Here is a 21,485-nt window from a genome sequence, read left to right as displayed (position 1 = left end):
CCGTAGGCAAAATGCGGCCCACCCCGGGCGGGGTGTGCCGCATTCAAGCCTGTGACTCTCAAATGATGCTGATGGCCCTATCGGTTGGAGCTACGGGCGCGGGAAGCGTGGTCGAGCCCATGAGGAACTTGTCCACCGAGGCTGCGCAGGCACGCCCTTCGGCGATTGCCCACACGATCAGCGACTGCCCCCGACCGGAGTCTCCGGCGGCGAACACCCCGTCGGCGTTCGTCATGTAGTAGCCATCTCGGGCGACGTTGCCCCGGTTGTCGAATTCGGTACTGACCTGTTCGACCAACCCGGAATCTTCCGGACCGGTGAACCCGAGGGCAAGCAAAACCAGATCCGCCTTGATGACGCGTTCGGTTCCAGGCTTCGGGAGGCGCTTGCCAGCAACAAATTCTGTCTCTGCCACTGTAACACCGATCACGGTGTTCTGCTTACTTCCCTCGCCGCCGACGAAGTTGACGGTCGATGCCAGGTAGGTGCGTTCGCCGCCCTCCTCGTGGGAGGACTGCACCTCGAAGAGCACCGGCATCATCGGCCACGGGTGGTTCTCGCTGCGTTCGGTGCCCGGCTGCTTGCCGATGGCCAGCGTGGTGACGCTGGCCGCGCCCTGGCGCAGCGCGGTGCCGATGCAGTCCGAGCCGGTGTCGCCGCCGCCGAGCACGATCACATGCTTGCCCGCCGCGTCGATGCCGCGCTCGGACTTCAGGCCGGCGACCACGCGGTTGTTCTCCGTGAGGAATTCCATCGCGTGGTGCACCCCGCCCAGCTCGCGCCCCGGTACCGGCAGCTCGCGCGGCACGGTGGCGCCGGTGGCGACGATGACCGCGTCGTAGTCGCGGCGCAGCTGGGTCCAGGTGATGTCCTTGCCGATCTCGATGCCGGTGCGGAAGATCGTGCCCTCGGCGCGCATCTGCTCCAGCCGGCGGTCGATCACGTGCTTTTCGAGCTTGAAGTCGGGGATGCCGAAGCGCAGCAGCCCGCCGATGGCCTCGTCGCGCTCGTAGACGGCCACGGTGTGCCCGGCGCGGGTCAGCTGCTGGGCGGCGGCCAGGCCGGCCGGGCCGGAGCCGACGATCGCCACGCGGAACTCGGTGTGGCGCGCCGGGGGGGCGGGGGTGAAGTCCCCGCCGTCCATCAGGTGCTCGGCCAGCTCGGCCTCCACCTGCTTGATGGTCACCGCCGGCTGGTTGATGCCCAGCACGCAGGAGGCCTCGCAGGGGGCCGGGCACAGCTTCCCGGTGAGCTCCGGGAAGTTGTTGGTGCTCAGCAGCCGGGCGGCGGCGTCGTCCATCCGGTCCTTGTAGACCAGGTCGTTGAACTCCGGAATGAGGTTGCCCAGCGGGCAGCCGTTGTGACAGAACGGCACACCGCAGTCCATGCAGCGCCCGGCCTGCGACTTCAGGGTGCCGGCCGCCTGGCGTTCGGTCACTTCCTTGTAGTCCATGAGCCGGATCGGCACCGGCCGCTTGGGCTGGGTGACCCGTTCGGTCACCGTCAAGAATCCGCGTGGATCAGCCACGGGTCACCTCCAGAATTTTGGTCCAGACCTCCGGCGAGTCGGGGTTGTCCCCGGCCGCGACGGCGTCGGTTCGCAGTTGCTGCACGGCCGCGAAGCCGCGCGGGATGATGCTGGTGAACCGGGCGCGGGTGCGCTCCCAGTCCAGCACCAGGCGCTGGGCCAGCGGCGAGGCGGTCAGCGCGATGTGCTCGGTGAGCAGCTCGAAGATGCGCTGGGCTTCCTCGTCGTCGATCCCGCGGATCAGCAGGTCGCCGTCCGCGGCGGCCAGCGGGTTCAGCGTGGCCGCATCGAAGTCCAGCACCCAGGCGGTGCCTCCGGAGAAGCCGGCGCCGAAGTTGCGCCCGGTGGGACCCAGGATGAGCACCTGGCCGCCGGTCATGTACTCGCAGCCGTGCTCGCCGATGCCCTCCACGAGCAGGGTCGCCCCGGAGTTGCGCACCGCGAAGCGTTCGCCCACGCAGCCGTTGATGAACAGCTGCCCGCTGGTGGCGCCGTAGCCCACCACGTTGCCGGCGATGACCTGCTCCTCCGGCGCGGATTCGGTGCGCTGCGGCGGGTGGATGGCGATCCGCCCTCCAGACAGGCCCTTGCCGACGTAGTCGTTCGCGTCCCCGGCCAGCGCGAGGGTGATGCCGGCGGGCAGGAACGCGCCCAGCGACTGCCCGGCGCGGCCGGACAGGTTCACCTTGATGGTGTCCGCATCCAGCTCGTCCAGCCCGAAGGTCTTGGTCACATGGTGGCCCAGCAGCGTGCCCACCGACCGGTCGGTGTTCACGATGTCCGCCTCGATGGACACCGGCAGCCGGTCGGCCAGGGCCGGCTGCGCGGCGGCCAGCAGGCGCTGGTCCAGGTGCGCTTCCAGCCCGTGGTCCTGACAGATCCGGCGGCTGCGGGCGGCCAGCGGCACCTCGGGCACGTGGGTGATGGCCTCCAGCGCCAGGCCGGCGACCTTCTGGTGCGCGGCCAGCTGCTGCTGGCTGACCTTGAGCAGCTCGACGCGGCCGACGACCTCGGCCAGGGTGCGTGCCCCGAGGCTGGCGAGCAGCTCGCGCACCTCCTGGGCCAGGAACTCGAAGAAGTTCACTACGAACTCGGCCTTGCCGGAGAAGCGCTCGCGCAGCACCGGGTTCTGCGTGGCCACGCCCACCGGGCAGGTGTCCAGGTGGCACACGCGCATCATGATGCAGCCCGAGACCACCAGCGGGGCGGTCGCGAAACCGAACTCCTCGGCCCCCAGCAGGGCACCGATCAGCACGTCGCGCCCGGTCTTCAGCTGGCCGTCGACCTGCACGGTCACGCGGTCGCGCAGCCCGTTGAGGATCAGCGTCTGCTGCGCCTCGGCCAGGCCCAGCTCCCAGGGGGTGCCGGCGTGCTTGAGCGAGTTGATCGGCGAGGCGCCGGTGCCGCCGTCGTGCCCGGAGACCAGCACCACGTCGGCCTTCGCCTTGGCCACGCCGGCCGCGACGGTGCCGATGCCGGACTCGGAGACCAGCTTCACGTGCACGCGGGCTGACGGGTTGGCGCACTTGGCGTCGTGGATCAGCTGGGCCAGGTCCTCGATCGAGTAGATGTCGTGGTGCGGCGGCGGGGAGATCAGGCCCACGCCCGGGGTGGAGTGCCGGGTCTTGGCGATCCACGGGTAGAGCTTCTGGCTCATCAGCTGGCCGCCCTCGCCGGGCTTGGCGCCCTGGGCCATCTTGATCTGGATGTCGTCAGCGTTGGTCAGGTACAGGCTGGTCACGCCGAAGCGCCCGGAGGCGATCTGCTTGACCGCGCTGCGCCGCTCGGGGTCCAGCAGGCGCTCGGGGTCCTCGCCGCCCTCGCCGGTGTTGGACTTGGCGCCCAGCCGGTTCATCGCGATGGCAAGGGTCTCGTGAGCCTCGGCGGAGATCGAGCCGTAGCTCATCGCGCCGGTGGCGAACCGCTTGACGATTTCGCTCACCGGCTCAACCTCGTCGATGTCGATCGGGGTGATGCCGGCGGTGTCGAATTCCAGCAGCCCGCGCAGGGTCTTCAGCTCCTTGGCCTGGTCGTCGACGGCCTTGGTGTACTCCTTGAACACGTCGTAGCGGCGGGTGCGGGTGGAGTGCTGCAGCCGGAAGACGGTTTCCGGGTTGAACAGGTGCGGCGGGCCTTCGCGGCGCCACTGGTACTCTCCCCCGGTCTCCAGCTCGGCCGGCTGCGCGCCGCCGTCGATCTGCGGGTAGGCGCGGGAGTGCCGGGCGGCGGCTTCGGCGGCCACCACGTCCAGCTCGATGCCCGAGAGCTTGGTGGCGGTGCCGGTGAAGTACTGGTCCACCACACGCTGGGACAGTCCGACGGCCTCGAAGGTCTGCGCGCCGCAGTAGGAGGAAACCGTGGAGATGCCCATCTTGCTCATGATCTTCAGCAGCCCCTTGCCCAGGGCCTTGATCAGGTTGGCGCTGGCCTTCCCCGGGCCGACGCCGGGCAGCTCGCCGTGCTCCGCCATCTGCTCCACCGACTCCAGGGCCAGGTAGGGGTTGATGGCGCTGGCGCCGTAGCCGACCAGCGCGGCGATGTGGTGCACCTCGCGGGCGTCGCCGGATTCGATGATCAGCGACACGCGGGTGCGGGTGGAGCTCTTGAGCAGGTGGTGGTGCACCGCGGAGGTGAGCAGCAGCGATGGGATCGGCGCCCAGGCGGCCGAGGAGTCGCGGTCGGAGAGCACGATGTAGCGCACGCCGCGGTTCACGGCGGCGGAGACCTTCTCGCAGATTTCCTGCAGCCGGGCGCGCAGCTCGGACTCGCCGCCGGTGGGGCGGTAGAGCCCGCGGACCTTCAGCGAGTACTTGGCGCCGGATTCGTCGCGCAGGTTCACGATCTTTGCCAGCTGGTCGTTGGAGAGCACCGGGTAGTCCAGCGCCAGCTGGGTCTGCGGCACCCGTCCGGTGGCCAGGAGGTTGCCGTCGGGCCCGATGGAGGTGCCCAGCGAGGTGACCAGCTCCTCGCGGATGGCGTCCAGCGGCGGGTTGGTGACCTGGGCGAAGGACTGGGTGAAGTAGTCGAACAGCAGGCGCGGGCGGTCGGCCAGCGCGGCGATCGGGGTGTCAGTGCCCATGGCGGCCAGCGGCTCGGCGCCGTTCGCGGCCATCGGGGCCAGGATGATGCGCAGCTCCTCGGTGGTGTAGCCGAAGGTCAGCTGGCGCTGCAGCACGGAGGCCGAGTTGTGGCGCACATGCTCCAGATCCGGGAAGTCGTCCAGCGACTTCAGGTTCTGCGACACCCACTCGCGCCACGGCTTGGCGGCGGCGACCTGCGCCTTGATCTCGTGATCCTGCACGATGTGCCCGGCGTCCAGGTCGATCGCGAACATCTTGCCCGGGGCGACGCGCCCCTTGGCCAGGATGTGCTCCTCGGCGACGTCGATCACGCCGACCTCGCTGGCCAGCACCACCAGGTCGTCGTCGGTGACCCACCAGCGGGCAGGACGCAGGCCGTTGCGGTCCAGCACGGCGCCTGCCATCTTCCCGTCGGTGAAGCACACGGCGGCCGGGCCGTCCCACGGCTCGATGAGCATCGAGTGGTACTGGTAGAAGGCGCGCAGGTCCGCGTCCATGGCGGTGTCGTTCTCCCACGGCTGCGGAATCATCATCATGATCGCCTCGGCGACGTCGCGACCGGAGAGCATGAGCATCTCGGCGACCTCGTCGAAGGAGGCGGAGTCCGAGGCGCCGGCGGTGCAGATCGGGAACAGCTCCTCGGGCACTTCGCCGAGCAGGTCGGAGGCCAGCGTGGACTGCCGGGCGCGCATCCAGTTGCGGTTGCCCTTGACCGTGTTGATCTCGCCGTTGTGCGCGATGGTGCGGAAGGGCTGGGCCAGCGGCCAGGAGGGGAAGGTGTTGGTGGAGAAGCGCGAGTGCACGATCGCGCAGCGGCTGGCGAAGCCGGCGTCGGACAGATCCGGGTAGAACGGCTCGAGCTGGGCGGTGGAGACCATGCCCTTGTAGACGATGCTCTGCGAGGAGAACGAGGCGAAGTACACACCCAGCTTGTTGTGGGCGCGGCGGCGGATGCGCCAGGCGGCGGCGTCCAGCTCGCGCGAGGCGGCGGCGGACGCGGCGCCGCTGCGGGCGGCGACGAAGAACTGGGTGATGTGCGGCATCACGGCGCGGGCCGAGGCGCCCAGCACTGAGGCGTCCACTGGCACGTCGCGCCAGCCGAGCACGGTGAGGTTTTCCTCTTCGGCCAGGGCTTCGAGCTCTTCGCGGGCCAGCTGCAGTTCGGCGGCCTGGGCGGGCAGGAAGCCCATGCCGACGGCGTAGCTGCCGGGGGCGGGGAGGGCGAATTCGGCGACGCTGCGCAGGAAGGCGTCGGGCAGGTGGAGCAGGATGCCGGCGCCGTCGCCGGTGCCTTCGTCGGCGCCGATCGCGCCGCGGTGCTCCAGGCGGCGCAGGGCGGTCAGCGCGTGGGAGACGATCTGGTGGGATGCGGAATTCTTGAGCGATGCGATCATCGCCAGGCCGCAGGCGTCTTTCTCTGCGGCGGGGTCGTACAGGCCTTGCGCGGGTGGCACGGCGGAGAATCGGGTATAGGGCGAGGGGCGTCCCCCGCCAAAGCCTGGCGAGGCGTTCAACTGGACTCCGGTCATGCTCATGAGCGTGCCTTTCTATGGTTCAAGCAGGAAAGGCGGTCGGGCTGGCGAGGCTGCGCTGCGCGGCAGCAATGCTCGGTGCAGGGATCCATCGGCTGCCGGCCACCTGTGTTTCATCATCGTTCCCCAACACATCGAACGGGTAGCGCCGGTGGGCTCTACGGTCGAGGTCATGAGGGACGAACGGTTCCCACCTCGTTGTGGTTCACGCGCCGCCGGGCCTCCGCGGGGTGGGGAGGCTTGCAGTGCGGTGCGTGGGATCCAGACTACGCACGGTTTGTTTCTTTCGTGCGCACGGTTGTGTTTCCGGAATGTTAAAAGCACCTATGAACTTTCTGCGCTCCCCTGCCGGCTTCGCCGCCGAGGCTGGGCGCGAACCCCGCCGTTCTGCCCGAAACCGGCAGCCGCGCCATGTTTCGAAAATGTTGCGCGCGCAACGCCGCCGCGTTCGGCGCGCGGGCGAATGTTTCGCCCGATTGCGGGTTTTTGACGCGGGGTTTCGAGCAGGACGCGCGTTGTCGACGATTCGGGTCCTGCTGGCGGGCATGGCAAAGGGGGCCATCCTTGATGGATGGCCCCCTTGCCGGAGTTGCTTGATGCGGTGCGCTCAGCCCTTGGCCTCGGGGCCCTCGGGCGAGCCCGAGTCGGCAGGCTTGTCGAAGTCGGCAGGCGTGTTCGAGGCGGAGGCGTCGTCGGCCCTCGCGTCCTGGCCCGCGTCCACGGCCGCCGGTTCGCGGCCCGGCAGGAAGATCGAGTCCTGGTGCTGCGGGCGCAGCTTGGCCAGCACGTAGATCAGCGCGACGGTGCCCAGCACGATCAGGCCGATGGCCAGCCACTGGTGGATGCGCAGGGACAGCGGGCCGATGGTGATGACTTCGGCCGGGTCCAGGCGCAGCGACTCGGTGAAGGTGCGGCCGATGCCATACCAGATCACGTAGCACCAGAACAGCGCGCCGCGGCGCAGCTGGAACTTGCGGTCCAGCCCGATCAGCACGAAGAAGCCCAGCAGGTTCCAGACCGATTCGTACAGGAAGGTCGGGTGGAACAGCGTGTCCGCCGGCAGCCCGGGCGGGAAGTTGTGGTTGCCCGGGTCGATCTCCAGGCCCCAGGGCAGGGTGGTCGGGGCGCCGAAGAGCTCCTGGTTGAACCAGTTGCCCCAGCGTCCGGCCATCTGCGCGAGCAGCACGCCCGGGGCGGCCGTGTCGGCGAACGCCGAGAGCCGGATCCCGGTGCGGCGGCAGCCGATCAGCGCGCCGACCGCGCCGAGCGAGATCGCGCCCATGATGCCCAGCCCGCCCAGCCACAGCTGCGGGATCTCAGCCCAGTGGGACTGCTGCCCGCCCAGGCCGAAGTAGTAGCCGGGGTCGGTGATCAGCACGTGGTAGAGCCGCCCGCCGACGATGCCGAACGGGATCGCCCAGATGACGATGTCCCAGAGCATGTCCGAATTGCCGCCGCGCGCCGTCAGCCGGCGGTTGGTCACCCACAGGGCGATCAGGATGCCGGCCAGGATGCACAGCGCGTAGGCGTGGATGGTCAGCGGGCCGATGGAGAACTTGGAGAACTCCGGCGGCGGGGACGGGATGGAGGCGGGCAGGGCCAGGGCAAGCTGTGCGGACAGGTTCATCCTAGGCGTGCTCCTTGGCGGCCGCGCCGCTCAGCTCCGCGGCCAGCGCTGCGACCGCTGCGACTCCCCCGTCGCGCAGCGCGGCAACCAGGGCGGTGCCCACGATCACCCCGTCCGCGTAGGCACCGATTTCCTGCACGTGCTCGCGGCGCGAGACGCCCAGGCCCACGCAGGCGTTTTCCGCGCCGGCGGCATGGGCCGCGTCGACCACTGCCTGCGCCGCGGAGGACACCTCGGCGCGGGCGCCGGTAACGCCCATCAGCGAAACGCAGTAGATGAAGCCGGAGGAGGCGTCGACAGTGCGCTGCACACGCTGGGCCGTGGAGGACGGCGCGATCAGGAACACGCGCTCCAGCTCGTGCTTTTCGCTGGCCTCGATCCATTCGGCCGCTTCCTCCGGCACCAGGTCCGGGGTGATCAGCCCGGAGCCTCCGGCTTGCGCGAAGCGGCGGGCGAACTCGTCCACGCCCATGCGCAGCACCGGATTCCAGTAGGTCATGACCATCACCGCGGCGTCGGTGCGCGAGGTGATGCCGCGCACGATCTCGAACACGTCGGCCACGCGGAAGCCATTGGCCAGCGCCTGCACGGTGGCGGCCTGGATGACCTCGCCGTCCATCACGGGGTCCGAATACGGAATACCGATCTCGATGATGTCCACGCCGTTCTCGGCCAGCGCGACGGCAGCCTCGATGCTGGTGGGCACGTCGGGGAAGCCTGCGGGCAAATAGCCGATCAGGGCAGGGCGCCCCTCGGCGCGGGCCGCGGCGATCTTCTGGGCGCTGGTCACGCGGGTCATCTACTTCTCCTCGTCATCCGCTGCGGAGCGCTCGGCGGCCGCCGCGGCGCCGCTGATTTCCGCGTCTGCGTCTTTTTCGTCGATCATGTTGAACCAGGCGGCGGCGGTGCCCACGTCCTTGTCACCGCGGCCGGAGAGGTTCACGATGATGATGGTCTCTTCCGGCGTCGCGCCGTCGGCGACCAGCTTCTTGGCCAGCCGCATGGTGCCGGCCAGCGCGTGGGAGGACTCGATCGCCGGCAGGATGCCCTCGGTGCGGCACAGCGCCTTGAACGCGTCCATCGCCTCGGTGTCGGTGACCGGTTCGTAGTTCACGCGGCCGATGTCCGCCAGGAAGGCGTGCTCCGGACCGACCCCCGGGTAGTCCAGGCCGGCGGAGATCGAGTGCGACTCGATGGTCTGCCCGTCCTCGTCCTGCATCAGGTAGCTTTTCGCGCCGTGCAGCACCCCCGGGCGGCCCAGGGTGATGGTCGCGGCGTGGCGGTCGGTGTCCACGCCGTCGCCGCCGGCCTCGAAGCCGTACAACGCCACGTCCTTGTCATCGAGGAAGCCGTGGAAGATGCCGATGGCGTTCGAGCCGCCGCCGATGCACGCGGTGACCGCGTCGGGCAGGCGTCCGGCCTGGGCCAGGATCTGCTCGCGGGCCTCCTCGCCGATGACCTCGTGGAAGTAGCGGACCATCGCCGGGAAGGGTGCGCCGCCGGCGGCGGTGCCCAGCAGGTAGTGGGTGGTCTGAACGTTGGCGACCCAGTCGCGCAGCGCCTCGTTGATCGCGTCCTTCAGCGTCTGGGAGCCGACGGTCACCGGGATCACGGTGGCGCCCAGCAGGCGCATGCGCGCGACGTTCAGCGCCTGGCGGCGGCAGTCCTCGGCGCCCATGTAGACCACGCACTCCAGACCCATCAGAGCCGCGGCGGTGGCCGAGGCGACGCCGTGCTGGCCCGCTCCGGTCTCCGCGATGATGCGGGTCTTGCCCATGCGCTTGGCCAGCAGGGCCTGGCCGAGCACGTTGTTGATCTTGTGGCTGCCGGTATGGTTCAGGTCCTCGCGCTTGAGGAAGATGCGCACGCCGTCGCAGTACTGCTGTGAGAAGCGCTTGGCCTCGGTCAGCAGCGAGGGGCGCCCGGAGTAGTTGGTGTTCAAGTCGCGTACCTGGGCGACGAACTCGGGGTCGTTCTTGGCCGCTTCGAAGGTCTCGTTCAGCTCGTCCATGGCGGCCATGAGGGATTCTGGCATCCATCGTCCGCCGTAGGCACCGAAGTACGGGCCGCTGGCGTGCTTAAGCGACTGCTGGTCGATCGAGTCGGCGTGCTCGGAGTGCTCCGGTGTGCTCATCGATTCCCTCTTTCCTTCAACGAAACGTCAATCGTGGTAGATTTCGTGCCCCGCCGGAAGCTTCCTGCGGGGCACGATCAGTTTGGTGGGCTGCGCCGTGGTCGGGGTCGTCCGCCTCAGCGCTGCGGCTTGGCCGCGGTTCCTGCCTGGATGAACTCCTGCACCGAGGTGCGCGGGTCGGCGTGCTTGACCAGCGCCTCGCCGACCAGGATGGCGTCGGCGCCGTCCGCGGCGTACTGGCGCACCTGCACGGTGGACTCCACGCCGGATTCGGCGACGATGACCGCGTCGGCCGGCAGCAGGTGGGCGAGCTTGCCGAAGTTCGCCGGATCAACGTCCAGCGTCTTCAGGTTGCGCACGTTCACGCCGATGATCTTCGCGCCCGCGGCGATCGCGCGCGCGATCTCCTCTTCGGTGTGCGTCTCCACCAGCGCGTGCATTCCCAAGTCATGGGTCAATTCTAGAAAGGTTCGCAGTCTCTGGTCATCCAGCGCCGCAACAATGAGCAACACGAGGTCGGCGCCGTGGGCGCGGGCCTCGTAGATCTGGTACTCGTCGACCGTGAAGTCCTTGCGCAGCACCGGGATGCTCACGGCCTGGCGCACGGCGTCCAGGTCGTCCAGCGAGCCGCCGAAGCGCCGGGCCTCGGTCAGCACGGAGATCACCGAGGCGCCGCCGGCCTCGTACTCGCCGGCCAGCACTGCCGGCTCCGGGATGTCGGCCAGCGCGCCCTTGGACGGGGACTTGCGCTTGACCTCGGAGATCACCCGCAGGACGGTGTCGCGCTGCGCGGGGTCGGCATGGCCCCCCAGGGCGGCGTAGGCGTCGAGCGCCGCCGGGGCCTGCGCGGCGCGCTGCTTGACCACGTCAAGGCTCTGAAGCGCGCGACGGGCGCCCAGGTCTTCCCGGACGCCCGCGATGATGTCATCAAGAACAGTCAACTTAGTGCGCTGCTCCGCTGCGCGAACCGCCCACGCCGAAGCCCGCGGCCTTCAGCACGCCGCCGAGGACCAGGCCCAGGACGACGACGCCCATGGAGATCCAGAAGAAGGTCCAGTTCAGGTTCGCGAAGGCGATGCCGCCGGCAATCGCGCCGACCATCATGGTCAGGACGCAAGCCCAGGCTGCGACGGAGTTACCGTGGCCAATCTGCTCGGTGTATACCGGATCGATCTCGGTTTTCTGCGACATTGCTCGATGTCTCCTTGGTTGTTGTGGTGCGTGCGCCTGCCCGGTAGCCGGGCCTGCACGGTGATCTGCTTGCTTCCATTCTGCCATCTGAGTTCGCTTCAGTCCTATTCCTGCGGCGAACGTGTCGACCAGGTGGCCGGAATCAAGTTCAGCGCGGGTCCTCGGTGGGGTCTTCGCCGTCGGAAAGCTGCTCCCAGCTGGAGATGTTCCGCGAGGAGGCGTCCTTGGGTTCAGCCGCGGTTTTCCCCGCCGACCGGGAATACTTGTCCGCCTTGACCGCCCAGCTGCGGGCGACGGCCAGCACCAGCACCGCCTGCACGCAGATCAGCGCACCGCCGGCGATGGCCACCGCCGGCCAGGCGCTCACGGAGTACTCGGCGGCGTTCTGCGCCAGGCCGGTCGCGGTGGACACCGCGGTGAAGGCGGCGGCCTGCGGATCGGCCAGCGTGGCCACGCCGGCGGAGATGATCGCGAGGCCTGCCAGCAGGCAGATGGCGGCGATGATGTAGCGGGAGATCTTGCCGGCGATCAGCAAGGCCAGTGAGCCGGCGAGCACCGCGATGGACAGCGCGGTGGTTGCGGCCGCCGCGGCGGCGCCGTCGACCACGATCTGCGGGATCTGCACGGTGCCGGACTGCACATCGACGGTGATCCAGGTGCGGGTGGCGGACCACAGCACGATCACGGCGCCCAGCGCACCGAGGAAGGCCAGATTGCGGGCAGTCAGTTTCTGCTTCACTTGCTCTCATCCGATTCGGTGGTGGTGTGCGCGGCATGCATGGACTGCGCGGCCCAGACGGCCCGCAGCGGCGCGGCCGCCTTGTTCACGGTTTCCAGGGCCTCGTCGGCGAACCTCGAGTCGTTCACGATGCCGCCGCCTGCCTGCACGTAGGCGCGCCCGCCCTTGAGCAGGGCGGAGCGGATGGCAATGGCCATGTCCATGTCCCCGGCGAAGTCCAGGTAGCCCACGACGCCGCCGTAGATCCCGCGGCGGTAGGGCTCGTACTGATCCAGCAGCTGCAGGGCGCGCGGCTTGGGCGCCCCGGACAGCGTCCCGGCCGGGAAGGTCGCGGCGAGCACGTCGTACGCGTCCACGTCCTCGCGCGCCTTGCCCACGACGTTTGAGACCAGGTGCATGATGTGGCTGAAGCGCTCGACCTCCATGAACTGGGTGACCTCCACGCTGCCGGCCTGGCAGACCTTCGAGAGGTCGTTGCGCGAGAGGTCCACCAGCATCAGGTGCTCGGCGCGTTCCTTCTGGTCGTTGACCAGCGACTTCTCATGCAGCTGGTCTTCCTCGTAGTTCGCCCCGCGCGGCCGGGAGCCGGCGATCGGGTGGGTGACGACGTGGCCGTCGTTGACGGTGACCAGCGCTTCCGGGGAGGAGCCGACGATCTGGAACGGCTCGCCGTGCTCGTTGACGAAGTTGAACAGGTACATGTAGGGGCTGGGGTTGGTGGCGCGCAGCACGCGGTAGACGTCCAGCGCGTCGGCCTGGGTTTCCAGCTCGAAGCGGCGCGAGACCACGATCTGGAAGACCTCCCCGTCCACGATCGCCGTCTTGGACTTGGCCAGCGCATCCAGGTAGCCGGATTCCTCCCAGGAGTGCGTGACGGAGGACATCAGCTGCTGAGCGGGCACGTCGGTGCCGGACAGCGCCGCGGCGGTGCCCGGCAGCGGGGCGTCGAGCTTCTCAAGCATGCCCTGCAGGCGCGTCACGGCGGCGTCGTAGGCCGCCTCGGCGCGTTCGTCGCTGTCATCGAAGTTGATGGCGTTGGCGATCAGCGTCAGCGTGCCCTCGGTGGCGTCGTGCACCGCCATGTCGCCGACCAGGTTCATGCTCAGCTCGGGCAGGTTCAGGTCGTCGGCCGGCGGGTGGGGCAGCTTCTCCCAGTGGCGCACGCAGTCCCAGCCGATGAAGCCGACCATGCCGCCGGTCAGCGGGGGCATGCCGGGGATCGGCTCGGTGTGCAGGGCGCGCACGGTGTCGCGCAGCACCTCGACGCCGACGCCGCCGGTGGGCAGGCCGGCCGGGGCGTTGCCCTGCCAGTAGGCCTGGCCGCCGCGGGTGCTCAGGGTGGCAGGCGAGTTCACGCCGATGAAGGAGTAGCGGCTCCAGACGCCGCCGGCCGCAGCCGACTCCATCAGGAAGGTGCCCGGACGGCCGCCGGCCAGGGTGCGGTACAGGCCGATCGGGGTGAGCGAGTCGGCCAGCACCGAGACCGTCACCGGGATGACGCGGCGGGTGGCGGCCATGGCGAGGAATGCCTCGCGGGTGGGGGTAATCGTGCCGAGGGTTTTCATCTGTTTCTTCTTCTACGCGCTGATCGATGCTCTGGTCGTCCGGCCCGTGCGCGGGCCTTGGTGCGGGCGATGCCTGGGCAGTGCGGCCGGATCCGGTGCGGCCTAGGCCGGGCGGTGGCCGACGACGGCCGGCAGCTCGCGGCCGGTGAAGCAGGATTCGGTGCCGGTGTGGCATGCGGCGCCCACCTGGTCGACCTGCAGCAGCAGCGCATCGCCGTCGCAGTCCAGCGCCGCGGACTTGAGGAACTGGAAATGTCCGGAGGTATCGCCCTTGCGCCAGTACTCCTGGCGGGAGCGGGAGAAGAAGGTCACCCGGCCGGTGCCCAGCGTGCGGCGCAGGGCCTCGTCGTCCATCCAGCCGAGCATCAGCACCTTGCCGGTGTCGTGCTGCTGCACGATGGCGGCGAACAGGCCGTTGGCATCGCGCTTGAGACGCTGCGCGATCGCAGGGTCGAGTTCCGGGGATTCGGGGTCCGGGCGCGGACCCTCATGAGAAGTAGCCATCCCCTACAGCATACTGCGTGCGCGCCCGATCCCGTGCCCCGTGACCTGCGGGTTGACGCCGGCCGGGCCCGGAGGTGCCCGACACCCGCCGCGCATTGCGCGCACGGCACCGCGAAGCGTGCTAGTTTCAGAGGTGATGCACTTAGTTCACGCTTCCCGATTGGCGTTGGGCGAGACGCTGCTGGCCGCAGGTCCCACCGCCGAAACCCTGTGCGCCGGCTGGCAGACCCGCCACCTGGCCGCGCACCTCGTCCTGCGCGAGAATTCGCTGCTCTCTGCCGGCACGGTGTTCAAGCCGCTGTCCGGGAAACTGGAGGAGAAGCTGCGGCAGACCGCCGCCGAGGCGCAATCCCCCGAGCGCTACGCCGCGCTGGTGCGCCGCTTCCGCTCGGGGCCGGCGAAGTACTCGCCGTTCGCCATCGACAAGGTCGACCAGGCCGCGAACCTGAGCGAATACTTCGTCCACACCGAGGACGTGCGCCGCGCCCGCGGGCAGTGGGCCCCGCGCGTGCTGGACAAGGAGTACACCGAGATGCTCTGGCAGTCGCTGACCCGGATGTCCCGGCTGCTGTTCCGCAAGGCCCCGGTCGGCATCATCCTCACCCGCCCGGACGGCCAGCGCCACGTGGCGAAGAAGGCCCGCAACGCGGTGTCGATCAGCGGCCCGGTGCCGGAGCTGATGCTCTATGCGTTCGGGCGCACCGAGCACTGCCTGGTCACCTTCGAGGGCGGGGACACCGCGCTGGAAATCATCAAGCGCTACAAGCCCTCGCTCTAGTCCCCGCCGCCTGGACCCTCAGTCCGCGGGCGTTCACGACGGCGCAAAAAGTGCCGGCCCCCTGGTGGAAGGGGCCGGCACTTTTCTGCCTGCGGCGTTAGCGGACCGGGTAGCCGGCCTCGCGGATCTTCTGCTTGACGCGGGCGATCATGTCGATCGGGCCGAAGTGGAAGATCGAGGCGGCCAGCACCGCGTCGGCGCCCGCCTCGATGGCCGGCGGGAAGTCCTCCGGGCGCCCGGCACCGCCGGAGGCGATCAGCGGGACGCTGACCTCGGCGCGCACGGCGCGGATCATTTCCAGGTCGAAGCCGTCCTTGGTGCCGTCGGCGTCGATGGAGTTCAGCAGGATCTCCCCCACGCCCCGCTCGGCCGCTTCCTTCGCCCAGGCCACCGCGCACATGCCGGTGCCCTGGCGGCCGCCGTGGGTGGTCACCTCGTAGCCGGAGGCGATCGACGGGTCGGTGGTGCGGCGCGCGTCCAGGGACAGCACCAGCACCTGCGAGCCGAAGCGCTCGGTGATCTCGTTGATCACCTCGGGGCGGGAGACGGCGGCGGTGTTGATCGAGGCCTTGTCGGCGCCATTGCGCAGCAGCCGGTCCACGTCTTCCACTGCGCGCACGCCGCCGCCGACGGTCAGCGGGATGAACACCTCTTCGGCGGTCTGGCGGACCACCTCGTAGGTGGTTTCGCGGTCCGAGCTGGACGCGGTGACGTCCAGGAAGGTCAGCTCGTCGGCGCCGGCCAGGTTGTAGCGGCGGGCGAGCTCCACCGGGTCCCCGGCGTCGCGCAGGCCTTCGAAATTCACGCCCTTGACCACGCGGCCGGCATCGACGTCGAGGCAGGGAATCACTCGAATTGCAACGCTCATCGCGAATTGCTCCTTGGGTGCGGGCCGGCTAGATGCGGCAGGCGTGGATCTGGCTGACCAGGATGGCGCGGGCGCCCACGTCGTACAGCTCGTCCATGATGTTGTTGGTCTGCGACTTCTTGACCATGGCGCGCACCGCGCACCATTCGGAGTTCGCCAAATCGGAGACGGTCGGCGACTCCAGGCCCGGGGTGAGCGCGCAGGCCTGCTCCACCAGGTCGCGGCGCACGTCGTAGTCCAGCATCACGTACTGGCGGGCGACGAGCACGCCACTCAGGCGCCGGGTGAGCACGTCCAGCCCGGCAGGCTGGTGGCCGATGCGGCCGATCAGCACGGCCTCGGAGGCCAGCAGCGTCTCGCCGAAGATCTCCATGCCGGCGGCCTTGATGGTGTTGCCGGTTTCCACCACGTCGGCAATCGCGTCGGCCACGCCCAGGCGGACCGAGGACTCGACGGCGCCGTCCAGCCGGACGACGGAGGCGTCGATGCCCGACTTCTCAAGGTAGTGGCGCAGCAGCACGTCGTAGCTGGTGGCGATGCGCTTGCCGTTCAGCTGGCTGGCGTCGGTGTAGGCGCCGACCGGGGCGGCGAAGCGGAACGCCGACTTGCCGATGCCCAGCGGGATCAGCTCCTCGACGTCGTCGTCGACATCCGCGTCCAGGTACAGGTCGCGGCCGGTGATGCCCACGTCCAGGATGCCGCGGCCGACGTAGACGGCGATGTCGCGGGGACGCAGGTAGAAGAATTCAACGTGGTTGTCCTCGTCCACCATGACCAGTTCGCGCGAATCGCGGCGCTGGAGGTAGCCGGCCTCCTTGAACATGGTGGAGGCGATATCGGACAGGGCACCCTTGTTGGGCAGGGCTACGCGGAGCATAAGGTGACTCGTTTCAGGAGTGTGGCGCTGCGGCGTGGTGCCAAGAACAAGCGCCAAGGAGTGGTTTCGTTGGCCGTTGCTACTGCCGCCGTGCGTAGGCGCGGTGCGGATCGCCGGACAGGGATCCGACCGCGGCCGGCGCGACGGCTAGAGATGCTTGTAAACGTCGGCCAGAGACATTCCCTTGGCGATCATGAGGACCTGTACGTGGTAGAGCAGCTGCGAGATTTCCTCGGCGGCTTCCTGGTCCGATTCGTACTCGGCGGCCATCCACACTTCGGCGGCTTCCTCGACGATTTTCTTGCCGATGCCGTGGACACCGGAGTCGAGTTCGGTGACGGTACGAGAGCCTTCCGGGCGGGTTTGGGCCTTGAGCGACAGTTCGCTGAAGAGCTCCTCAAAAGTTTTCACATCCACCAGTCTAGCGTTTCGCGCGGTCGGGGCCGAACTCGGGGCCTGCTTTGTGACGGCTCGGCCCCGGGCCCGGACCCGGCCGCGCGGCGGTGCTCCGGCCGGCGGCTCAGCCCAGCGCCGCGACGGTCATGACCGCGGCGCTGTAGGCCTCGTAGCCCTTGTCTTCGCTGGAGTTCTCCAGTCCCGCGCGGTCCAGGCCCTGCTGCTCGGTGTCGCAGGTCAGCACGCCGAACCCGATCGGGGTCTTGGTGTCCACGCTCACATTGGTTAAGCCGTTGGTCGCGGCCAGGCAGACGTAGTCGAAGTGCGGGGTGCCGCCGCGGATGACCACGCCCAGGGCGATGACCGCGTCGTAGTCCCCGGCCAGGGTGGCTGCGGCGACCGGCAGCTCGAAGGTGCCCGGGACGCGGATCAGCGTGGTGGACGCTTCAAGCCCGGCGTCCTTCGCTGCGCGCTGGGCGCCGTCGATCAGCCCGTTCATGATGACCTCGTGCCAGCTGGCCGCGAGGATGGCGACCTTCAGCTGGGAGAAGGCATCGCCGGCGGCCAGCGCCTTCAACTCCTCGGCGACGTTGGCGGGTGCTCCGTGCTTGCTCATGGTGGGATGTCCTTTGTTCGTGTCGGTGTCGGCGCTCAGGCGCCGTGGTAGGTTTGCGCCTGCGCCTCGTCCTGGGGCAGGTTCAACCCCAGCTGGTGGCCGAAGCGGGCCTGCTTGGTGCGCAGGTAGTCCTCGTTCTCGCGTCGCGGCGGCACCAGGCTGGGCACCAGCTCGGCGACCTGGATGCCGGCCTCGGTGAGCTTGTCCCGCTTGTCCGGGTTGTTGCTCAGCAGCCGGATGGATTGCAGGCCCAGCTTGGCCAGGATCGCGGCGACCGCGAAGTACTCGCGCGCGTCGGCCGGGAAGCCAAGGTGCAGGTTCGCATCCAGCGTGTCCAGCCCGCGCTCCTGCAGGGCGTAGGCGCGCAGCTTGTTGACCAGCCCGATGCCGCGGCCCTCGTGGCCGCGGATGTAGACCAGATGCCCGCCCTCGGCGGCGATCCGGGTCATCGCGGCCTGCAGCTGCTCGCCGCAGTCGCAGCGGTAGGAGCCGAGCACGTCGCCGGTGAGGCACTCGGAATGGATGCGCACCAGGTTGCCGGGCTCGGCGCCGTCCGGGCCCGGATGGCTGAGCACCAGGTGCTCGTGGCCCTCGACCAGCGCGGCGCGGGCGGTGAATTCGCCGAAGCCGGTGGGCAGCGCGACCGGGTCGGTGAGCTCGATTGCGTCGTTGATGCGGCGCCAGCGGGCCAGGTCGTCGATCGTGATCAGCGGCAGGCTGTGCTCGGCGGCGAAGACGCGCAGCGCGTCCAGCCGCATCATCTCGCCGTTGTCGTGGGTGATTTCGCCGATCACGCCCACCGGGGACAGGCCCGCGGCGCGGCACAGGTCCACGGCGGCTTCGGTGTGGCCGCGGCGCTCGAGCACCCCGCCGGCGGCGGCGCGCAGCGGGAAGATGTGCCCGGGGCGGTGCAGCTGCTCCGGGACGGTGTCCGGGTCGGCGAGCAGCCGGCTGGTCAGCGCGCGGTCGGCGGCGCTGATGCCGGTGCTGATGCCGCTGGCGGCGTCGCAGCTGACGGTGAAGGCGGTGCCCTTGGCGTCCTGGTTGATGCCGACCATCGGGGCCAGGCGCAGCGCGTCGGCGCGTTCGGCATCCAGCGGAACGCAGATGACCCCGGAGGTGTAGCGGATGGTGAAGGCCATCAGCTGCGCGGTGGCGTGCTCGGCGGCGAAGATGATGTCGCCCTCGTTTTCGCGGTCTTCGTCGTCGACGACCACTACGGCGCGGCCGGCGGCCAGCGCGGCCAGGGCGGCGGGGATGGAATCAAAGGATGCGGCAGCCATTAGTTTCGACCTCCAAAAGCGTTCAGGCGGGCGACGTACTTGGCCAGGACGTCGACCTCGATGTTGATGCGGTCCCCGACCTGGCGGGAGCCCATGGTGGTTTCGGCCAGGGTGATGGGGATGATGCCGACCTCCACCCAGTGCCCGCCGGCAGGCGTATCGGCCGGGGAGACGGCGGTGAGCGTCAGCGAGATGCCGTCCAGCGCGATCGAGCCCTTTTCCGCGGTCAGCGGGGCGTACTGATCGGGCACCGAGACGCGGAAAGTGGTCCACTGCCCGTGGTCCTCGCGGGCCAGCACGGCGCCGACCGCGTCGACGTGGCCCTGCACGACGTGGCCGTCGAGCCGGGCCCCGGCCGGGGTGCAGCGTTCGAGGTTCACGATGGAGCCCTCGGCCAGCTGGCCGGTGGTGGTGCGGTTCAGCGTTTCGCCCATGACGTCGACGCTGAGCGTGTCCCCGTCCAGCGCGGTGGCGGTCAGGCAGACGCCATTGACTGCCAGCGAGCCGCCCAGGCCCAGGTCCTCGGTGTGCCCGGGGGCCTTCAGGGTAAGGACCGCAAGGTCCTTGCGCGGATCGGTGGTGATGCCGGTGATGGTGCCGGTTCCGGTGACGATTCCGGTGAACATGGTTGGTGGTTTCCTTAGTCTGAAGTGCGTGGGACCGCTGGTTTTCGGGTGCGGCAAAGCCGCCGCCCGGGGCGCGGTGGTGGTGCGGGAGTGCTGGATGGCGCCTAATTGTCCGGCAGCGGTTCCAGGTGCAGCATAATGTCGGGGCCGAGCCGGGCTAGCGTTTCGCCGCTGAAGGCGTCGATCCGGTAGGCGCGCGCGTCACTCAGGGTGCGGGTGGCGGCGATGTTCACCGAACAGTCCCCGGCGCCGATGATGACCGGCGCCTGGTAGCAGTAGATCTCGTCCGCGAGGTCGGCGGCGATGAAGGCCGAGGCGACGGTGGCGCCGCCCTCGATCAGCAGGTGCCCGTAGCCCAGCTCGCTCGCGCGGGCGATCAGCTCGTGCACCTCGCGGGTGCGCACCTGTTCCCAGTGCTCGTCGAAGGCCAGGGCCAGGGTTCCGGGCAGTTCGCGGCGGCCCATGACCAGCCGGTGCGGCTGGCGCGGCAGCGCGGTGCCGTCGGCGGCGCGGGCGTTCAGCCGCGGGTCGTCGTGCACCACGGTGTTGGTGCCGACCACGATCGCGTCCACCCGGGCGCGCAGCGCGTGGGCGTGCGCCCGGGACTGCGCTGAGGTGATCCACTGGCTGGTGCCGTCCGGGGCGTTGATGCGCCCGTCCAGGGACTGGGCGGTCTTGACCGTGATGAACGGGCGGCCCTGTTCCTTGGCGCGGATCCAGCGGTGGTTCAGCTCGCGGATCGCGGAGGCCTCGCGCGCCTGGCTGACCTTCACGCCGGCGGCGGAAAGGTAGTCCGCTCCCCCGCTGGCGGCGGTGTCGTCGGCCTGCCCGTAGTGCACCGCGCCGAGGCCCGCCTGGGCGATGGCCGCCGCGCAGGGACCGGTGCGCCCGGTGTGGTTGCACGGCTCCAGGGTGACGACCATGGTCAGCGTGGCGGCGCGTTCACGGGAGATCCGGCCCAGGCGGCGCAGCGCGTCGATCTCCGCGTGCGGGCTGCCGGCGCCCTGGTGGTAGCCGGTGGCGATCAGCGAACCGTTCTCGTCCAGGATGCAGGCGCCGACCAGCGGGTTGGCGCCGCGGTGTCCCCGGCGGGCGGTTTCCAGCGCGGTTTCAAGTGCCGCGTCGAGCTGCTGTTCGGTGGCCATGGCGGTTACCGCTTGGACTGCAGGGTCGGGTCGGGCAGCTCGGTTTCCACCGCCGGCTTGTCGCCCTTCTTGGCCCGGGCCCAGACGAAGAAGCCGATCAGCGTGAAGGCGCCGTAGAACAGGTACATGAACGCGCTGGCGTAGTAGCCGGCGGAGAACAGCAGCGGCACGCCGACCGCGTCGACCGCGACCCAGATCAGCCAGAACTCGACCCAGCCCTTGGCCATGCCGAAGGTCGCCAGCAGCGATCCGACGAAGGTCCACGCGTCGGCCCAGACCGGCTCGTAGGAGCCGAGGATGCGGAACAGCGGGGTGAGCGCCACGGTGCCCAGCACCAGCGTGGCGGCCAGGCCCAGGCGGATCTTGTTCGAGGCCCAGACGGGGGTGACGGCGCTGCCGCTGCCGTCGCGGGCCTGCTTCCAGCGGTACCAGCCGAAGATCGAGACCGAGATGAACATTATCTGGCGGCCAGCCTGGCCCCAGAGGTTCGCGGCGTAGTCGGTGTCGAACAGGCTGCCGAGGAATACTGTCAGCAGCAGCAGGTTGCCGACGATGCCGACCGGCCAGGCCCAGACCTTGCGGCGCATGCCGCCCACGGCGCTGGCCAAGCCGAAGATGTTGCCGACAACCTCGCGCACCAGCAGTGCCGAGGAACCTACCGCAATTTGTGAATTAAAAGCTTCAATGAGCCACCGCAGGAAATCCATCTTTCCACCCTTCTCGAAGCGGCGGCTCCGGGGGTGTGCATTTGATGGACCTGCGGCATGGGCCGAAGAATACGGCTCCGCTCAGGGAACCGCCGGCACTACCGCAAGGCAAATCAAATTCGTGCTTCTCCCATCCAGACTTTAACTGTCGGTACCGGAATTCCACCGGCTCAACCGCTTCCTCGGCTTGTGGCCTTGGACGCGGGTCGCGGACTATCACCGCCGGTTCGGACTTTCACCGACCCCGGAGCACGTATTTACGTTTACATTCGTTATTGTTGCATACTTT

Annotated in this window: 19 protein-coding genes and 1 riboswitch; of the genes, 1 reads left to right on the top strand and 18 read right to left on the bottom strand. The window is 69.2% G+C overall.

The features are described 5' to 3' along the window. Nucleotides 1-58: 58 nt before the first annotated feature. The 10 genes from ATC04_RS07950 to hisI form a co-directional block, all read right to left on the bottom strand. Nucleotides 59-1,528, bottom strand: coding sequence for a glutamate synthase subunit beta (locus ATC04_RS07950; RefSeq protein ID WP_047119389.1), 1,470 nt, complete (start codon nt 1,526-1,528; stop codon nt 59-61). Further along, nucleotides 1,521-6,137 (bottom strand): glutamate synthase large subunit, encoded by a 4,617-nt coding sequence (gltB, locus tag ATC04_RS07945; RefSeq protein ID WP_047120775.1) that lies wholly within the window; start codon nt 6,135-6,137, stop codon nt 1,521-1,523. Before gltB ends, ATC04_RS07950 begins: the two co-directional genes overlap by 8 nt. Before the next feature lie 610 nt (nt 6,138-6,747). Then, complete coding sequence (lgt, locus tag ATC04_RS07940) at nt 6,748-7,767, bottom strand: prolipoprotein diacylglyceryl transferase (protein ID WP_047119390.1); 1,020 nt, start codon at nt 7,765-7,767, stop codon at nt 6,748-6,750. A 1-nt stretch (nt 7,768) separates the two neighbouring features. Continuing rightward, nucleotides 7,769-8,566 (bottom strand): tryptophan synthase subunit alpha, encoded by a 798-nt coding sequence (trpA, locus tag ATC04_RS07935; RefSeq protein ID WP_047119391.1) that lies wholly within the window; start codon nt 8,564-8,566, stop codon nt 7,769-7,771. After that, entirely contained in the window at nt 8,567-9,901 is a 1,335-nt protein-coding gene (gene trpB, locus ATC04_RS07930; protein WP_047119392.1) for a tryptophan synthase subunit beta, read from the bottom strand. A 116-nt stretch (nt 9,902-10,017) separates the two neighbouring features. After that, nucleotides 10,018-10,842: an indole-3-glycerol phosphate synthase TrpC gene (gene trpC, locus ATC04_RS07925; protein WP_047119393.1), complete on the bottom strand. Its 825-nt coding sequence runs from the start codon at nt 10,840-10,842 to the stop codon at nt 10,018-10,020. A 1-nt stretch (nt 10,843) separates the two neighbouring features. Continuing rightward, complete coding sequence (locus ATC04_RS07920; RefSeq protein WP_047119394.1) at nt 10,844-11,092, bottom strand: HGxxPAAW family protein; 249 nt, start codon at nt 11,090-11,092, stop codon at nt 10,844-10,846. Nucleotides 11,093-11,240: 148 nt separating this feature from the next. Then, nucleotides 11,241-11,831 (bottom strand): Trp biosynthesis-associated membrane protein, encoded by a 591-nt coding sequence (locus ATC04_RS07915; protein WP_047119395.1) that lies wholly within the window; start codon nt 11,829-11,831, stop codon nt 11,241-11,243. Then, nucleotides 11,828-13,396: an anthranilate synthase component I gene (locus tag ATC04_RS07910; RefSeq protein WP_047119396.1), complete on the bottom strand. Its 1,569-nt coding sequence runs from the start codon at nt 13,394-13,396 to the stop codon at nt 11,828-11,830. Before ATC04_RS07910 ends, ATC04_RS07915 begins: the two co-directional genes overlap by 4 nt. Before the next feature lie 102 nt (nt 13,397-13,498). Continuing rightward, a complete protein-coding gene (hisI, locus tag ATC04_RS07905) occupies nt 13,499-13,900 on the bottom strand; it encodes a phosphoribosyl-AMP cyclohydrolase (protein ID WP_047119397.1) in 402 nt (133 codons plus the stop codon). Nucleotides 13,901-14,036: 136 nt separating this feature from the next. On the opposite strand from hisI, the gene ATC04_RS07900 reads away from it, so the two are divergent. Then, on the top strand, nt 14,037-14,678 hold the full coding sequence (locus tag ATC04_RS07900) for a TIGR03085 family metal-binding protein (RefSeq protein WP_047119398.1): 642 nt from the start codon (nt 14,037-14,039) through the stop codon (nt 14,676-14,678). Nucleotides 14,679-14,775: 97 nt separating this feature from the next. Here ATC04_RS07900 and hisF read toward each other — a convergent pair whose 3' ends face one another. The 8 genes from hisF to pnuC all read right to left on the bottom strand — a co-directional run bounded on the left by hisF (nt 14,776) and on the right by pnuC (nt 21,196). Continuing rightward, entirely contained in the window at nt 14,776-15,546 is a 771-nt protein-coding gene (gene hisF / locus ATC04_RS07895; RefSeq protein WP_047119399.1) for an imidazole glycerol phosphate synthase subunit HisF, read from the bottom strand. A 28-nt stretch (nt 15,547-15,574) separates the two neighbouring features. Continuing rightward, entirely contained in the window at nt 15,575-16,423 is an 849-nt protein-coding gene (gene hisG, locus ATC04_RS07890; RefSeq protein ID WP_047119400.1) for an ATP phosphoribosyltransferase, read from the bottom strand. 147 nt (nt 16,424-16,570) lie between these two features. After that, nucleotides 16,571-16,834 (bottom strand): phosphoribosyl-ATP diphosphatase, encoded by a 264-nt coding sequence (locus ATC04_RS07885; RefSeq protein ID WP_047120776.1) that lies wholly within the window; start codon nt 16,832-16,834, stop codon nt 16,571-16,573. A gap of 109 nt (nt 16,835-16,943) precedes the next feature. After that, the gene (gene ribH / locus ATC04_RS07880; RefSeq protein ID WP_047119401.1) at nt 16,944-17,435 is read right to left on the bottom strand and encodes a 6,7-dimethyl-8-ribityllumazine synthase; all 492 of its coding nucleotides are present in this window, start codon (nt 17,433-17,435) and stop codon (nt 16,944-16,946) included. Between the two features lie 35 nt (nt 17,436-17,470). Then, nucleotides 17,471-18,718, bottom strand: a complete 1,248-nt coding sequence (locus ATC04_RS07875) for a bifunctional 3,4-dihydroxy-2-butanone-4-phosphate synthase/GTP cyclohydrolase II (RefSeq protein WP_047119402.1) — start codon at nt 18,716-18,718, stop codon at nt 17,471-17,473. Beyond that, the gene (locus ATC04_RS07870) at nt 18,718-19,344 is read right to left on the bottom strand and encodes a riboflavin synthase (protein ID WP_047119403.1); all 627 of its coding nucleotides are present in this window, start codon (nt 19,342-19,344) and stop codon (nt 18,718-18,720) included. Before ATC04_RS07870 ends, ATC04_RS07875 begins: the two co-directional genes overlap by 1 nt. Before the next feature lie 104 nt (nt 19,345-19,448). After that, on the bottom strand, nt 19,449-20,489 hold the full coding sequence (ribD, locus tag ATC04_RS07865; RefSeq protein ID WP_047119404.1) for a bifunctional diaminohydroxyphosphoribosylaminopyrimidine deaminase/5-amino-6-(5-phosphoribosylamino)uracil reductase RibD: 1,041 nt from the start codon (nt 20,487-20,489) through the stop codon (nt 19,449-19,451). Nucleotides 20,490-20,494: 5 nt separating this feature from the next. Continuing rightward, nucleotides 20,495-21,196 (bottom strand): nicotinamide riboside transporter PnuC, encoded by a 702-nt coding sequence (gene pnuC / locus ATC04_RS07860; protein WP_047119405.1) that lies wholly within the window; start codon nt 21,194-21,196, stop codon nt 20,495-20,497. A 118-nt stretch (nt 21,197-21,314) separates the two neighbouring features. Continuing rightward, a riboswitch (FMN riboswitch) is annotated at nt 21,315-21,452 on the bottom strand. Between the last annotated feature and the right edge of the window lie 33 nt (nt 21,453-21,485).

The sequence above is a fragment of the Arthrobacter sp. YC-RL1 genome, assembly GCF_001454985.1.
In the GTDB taxonomy this organism is placed as follows: domain Bacteria; phylum Actinomycetota; class Actinomycetes; order Actinomycetales; family Micrococcaceae; genus Glutamicibacter; species Glutamicibacter soli.
This window is presented reverse-complemented; position numbering and strand designations above follow the sequence as displayed.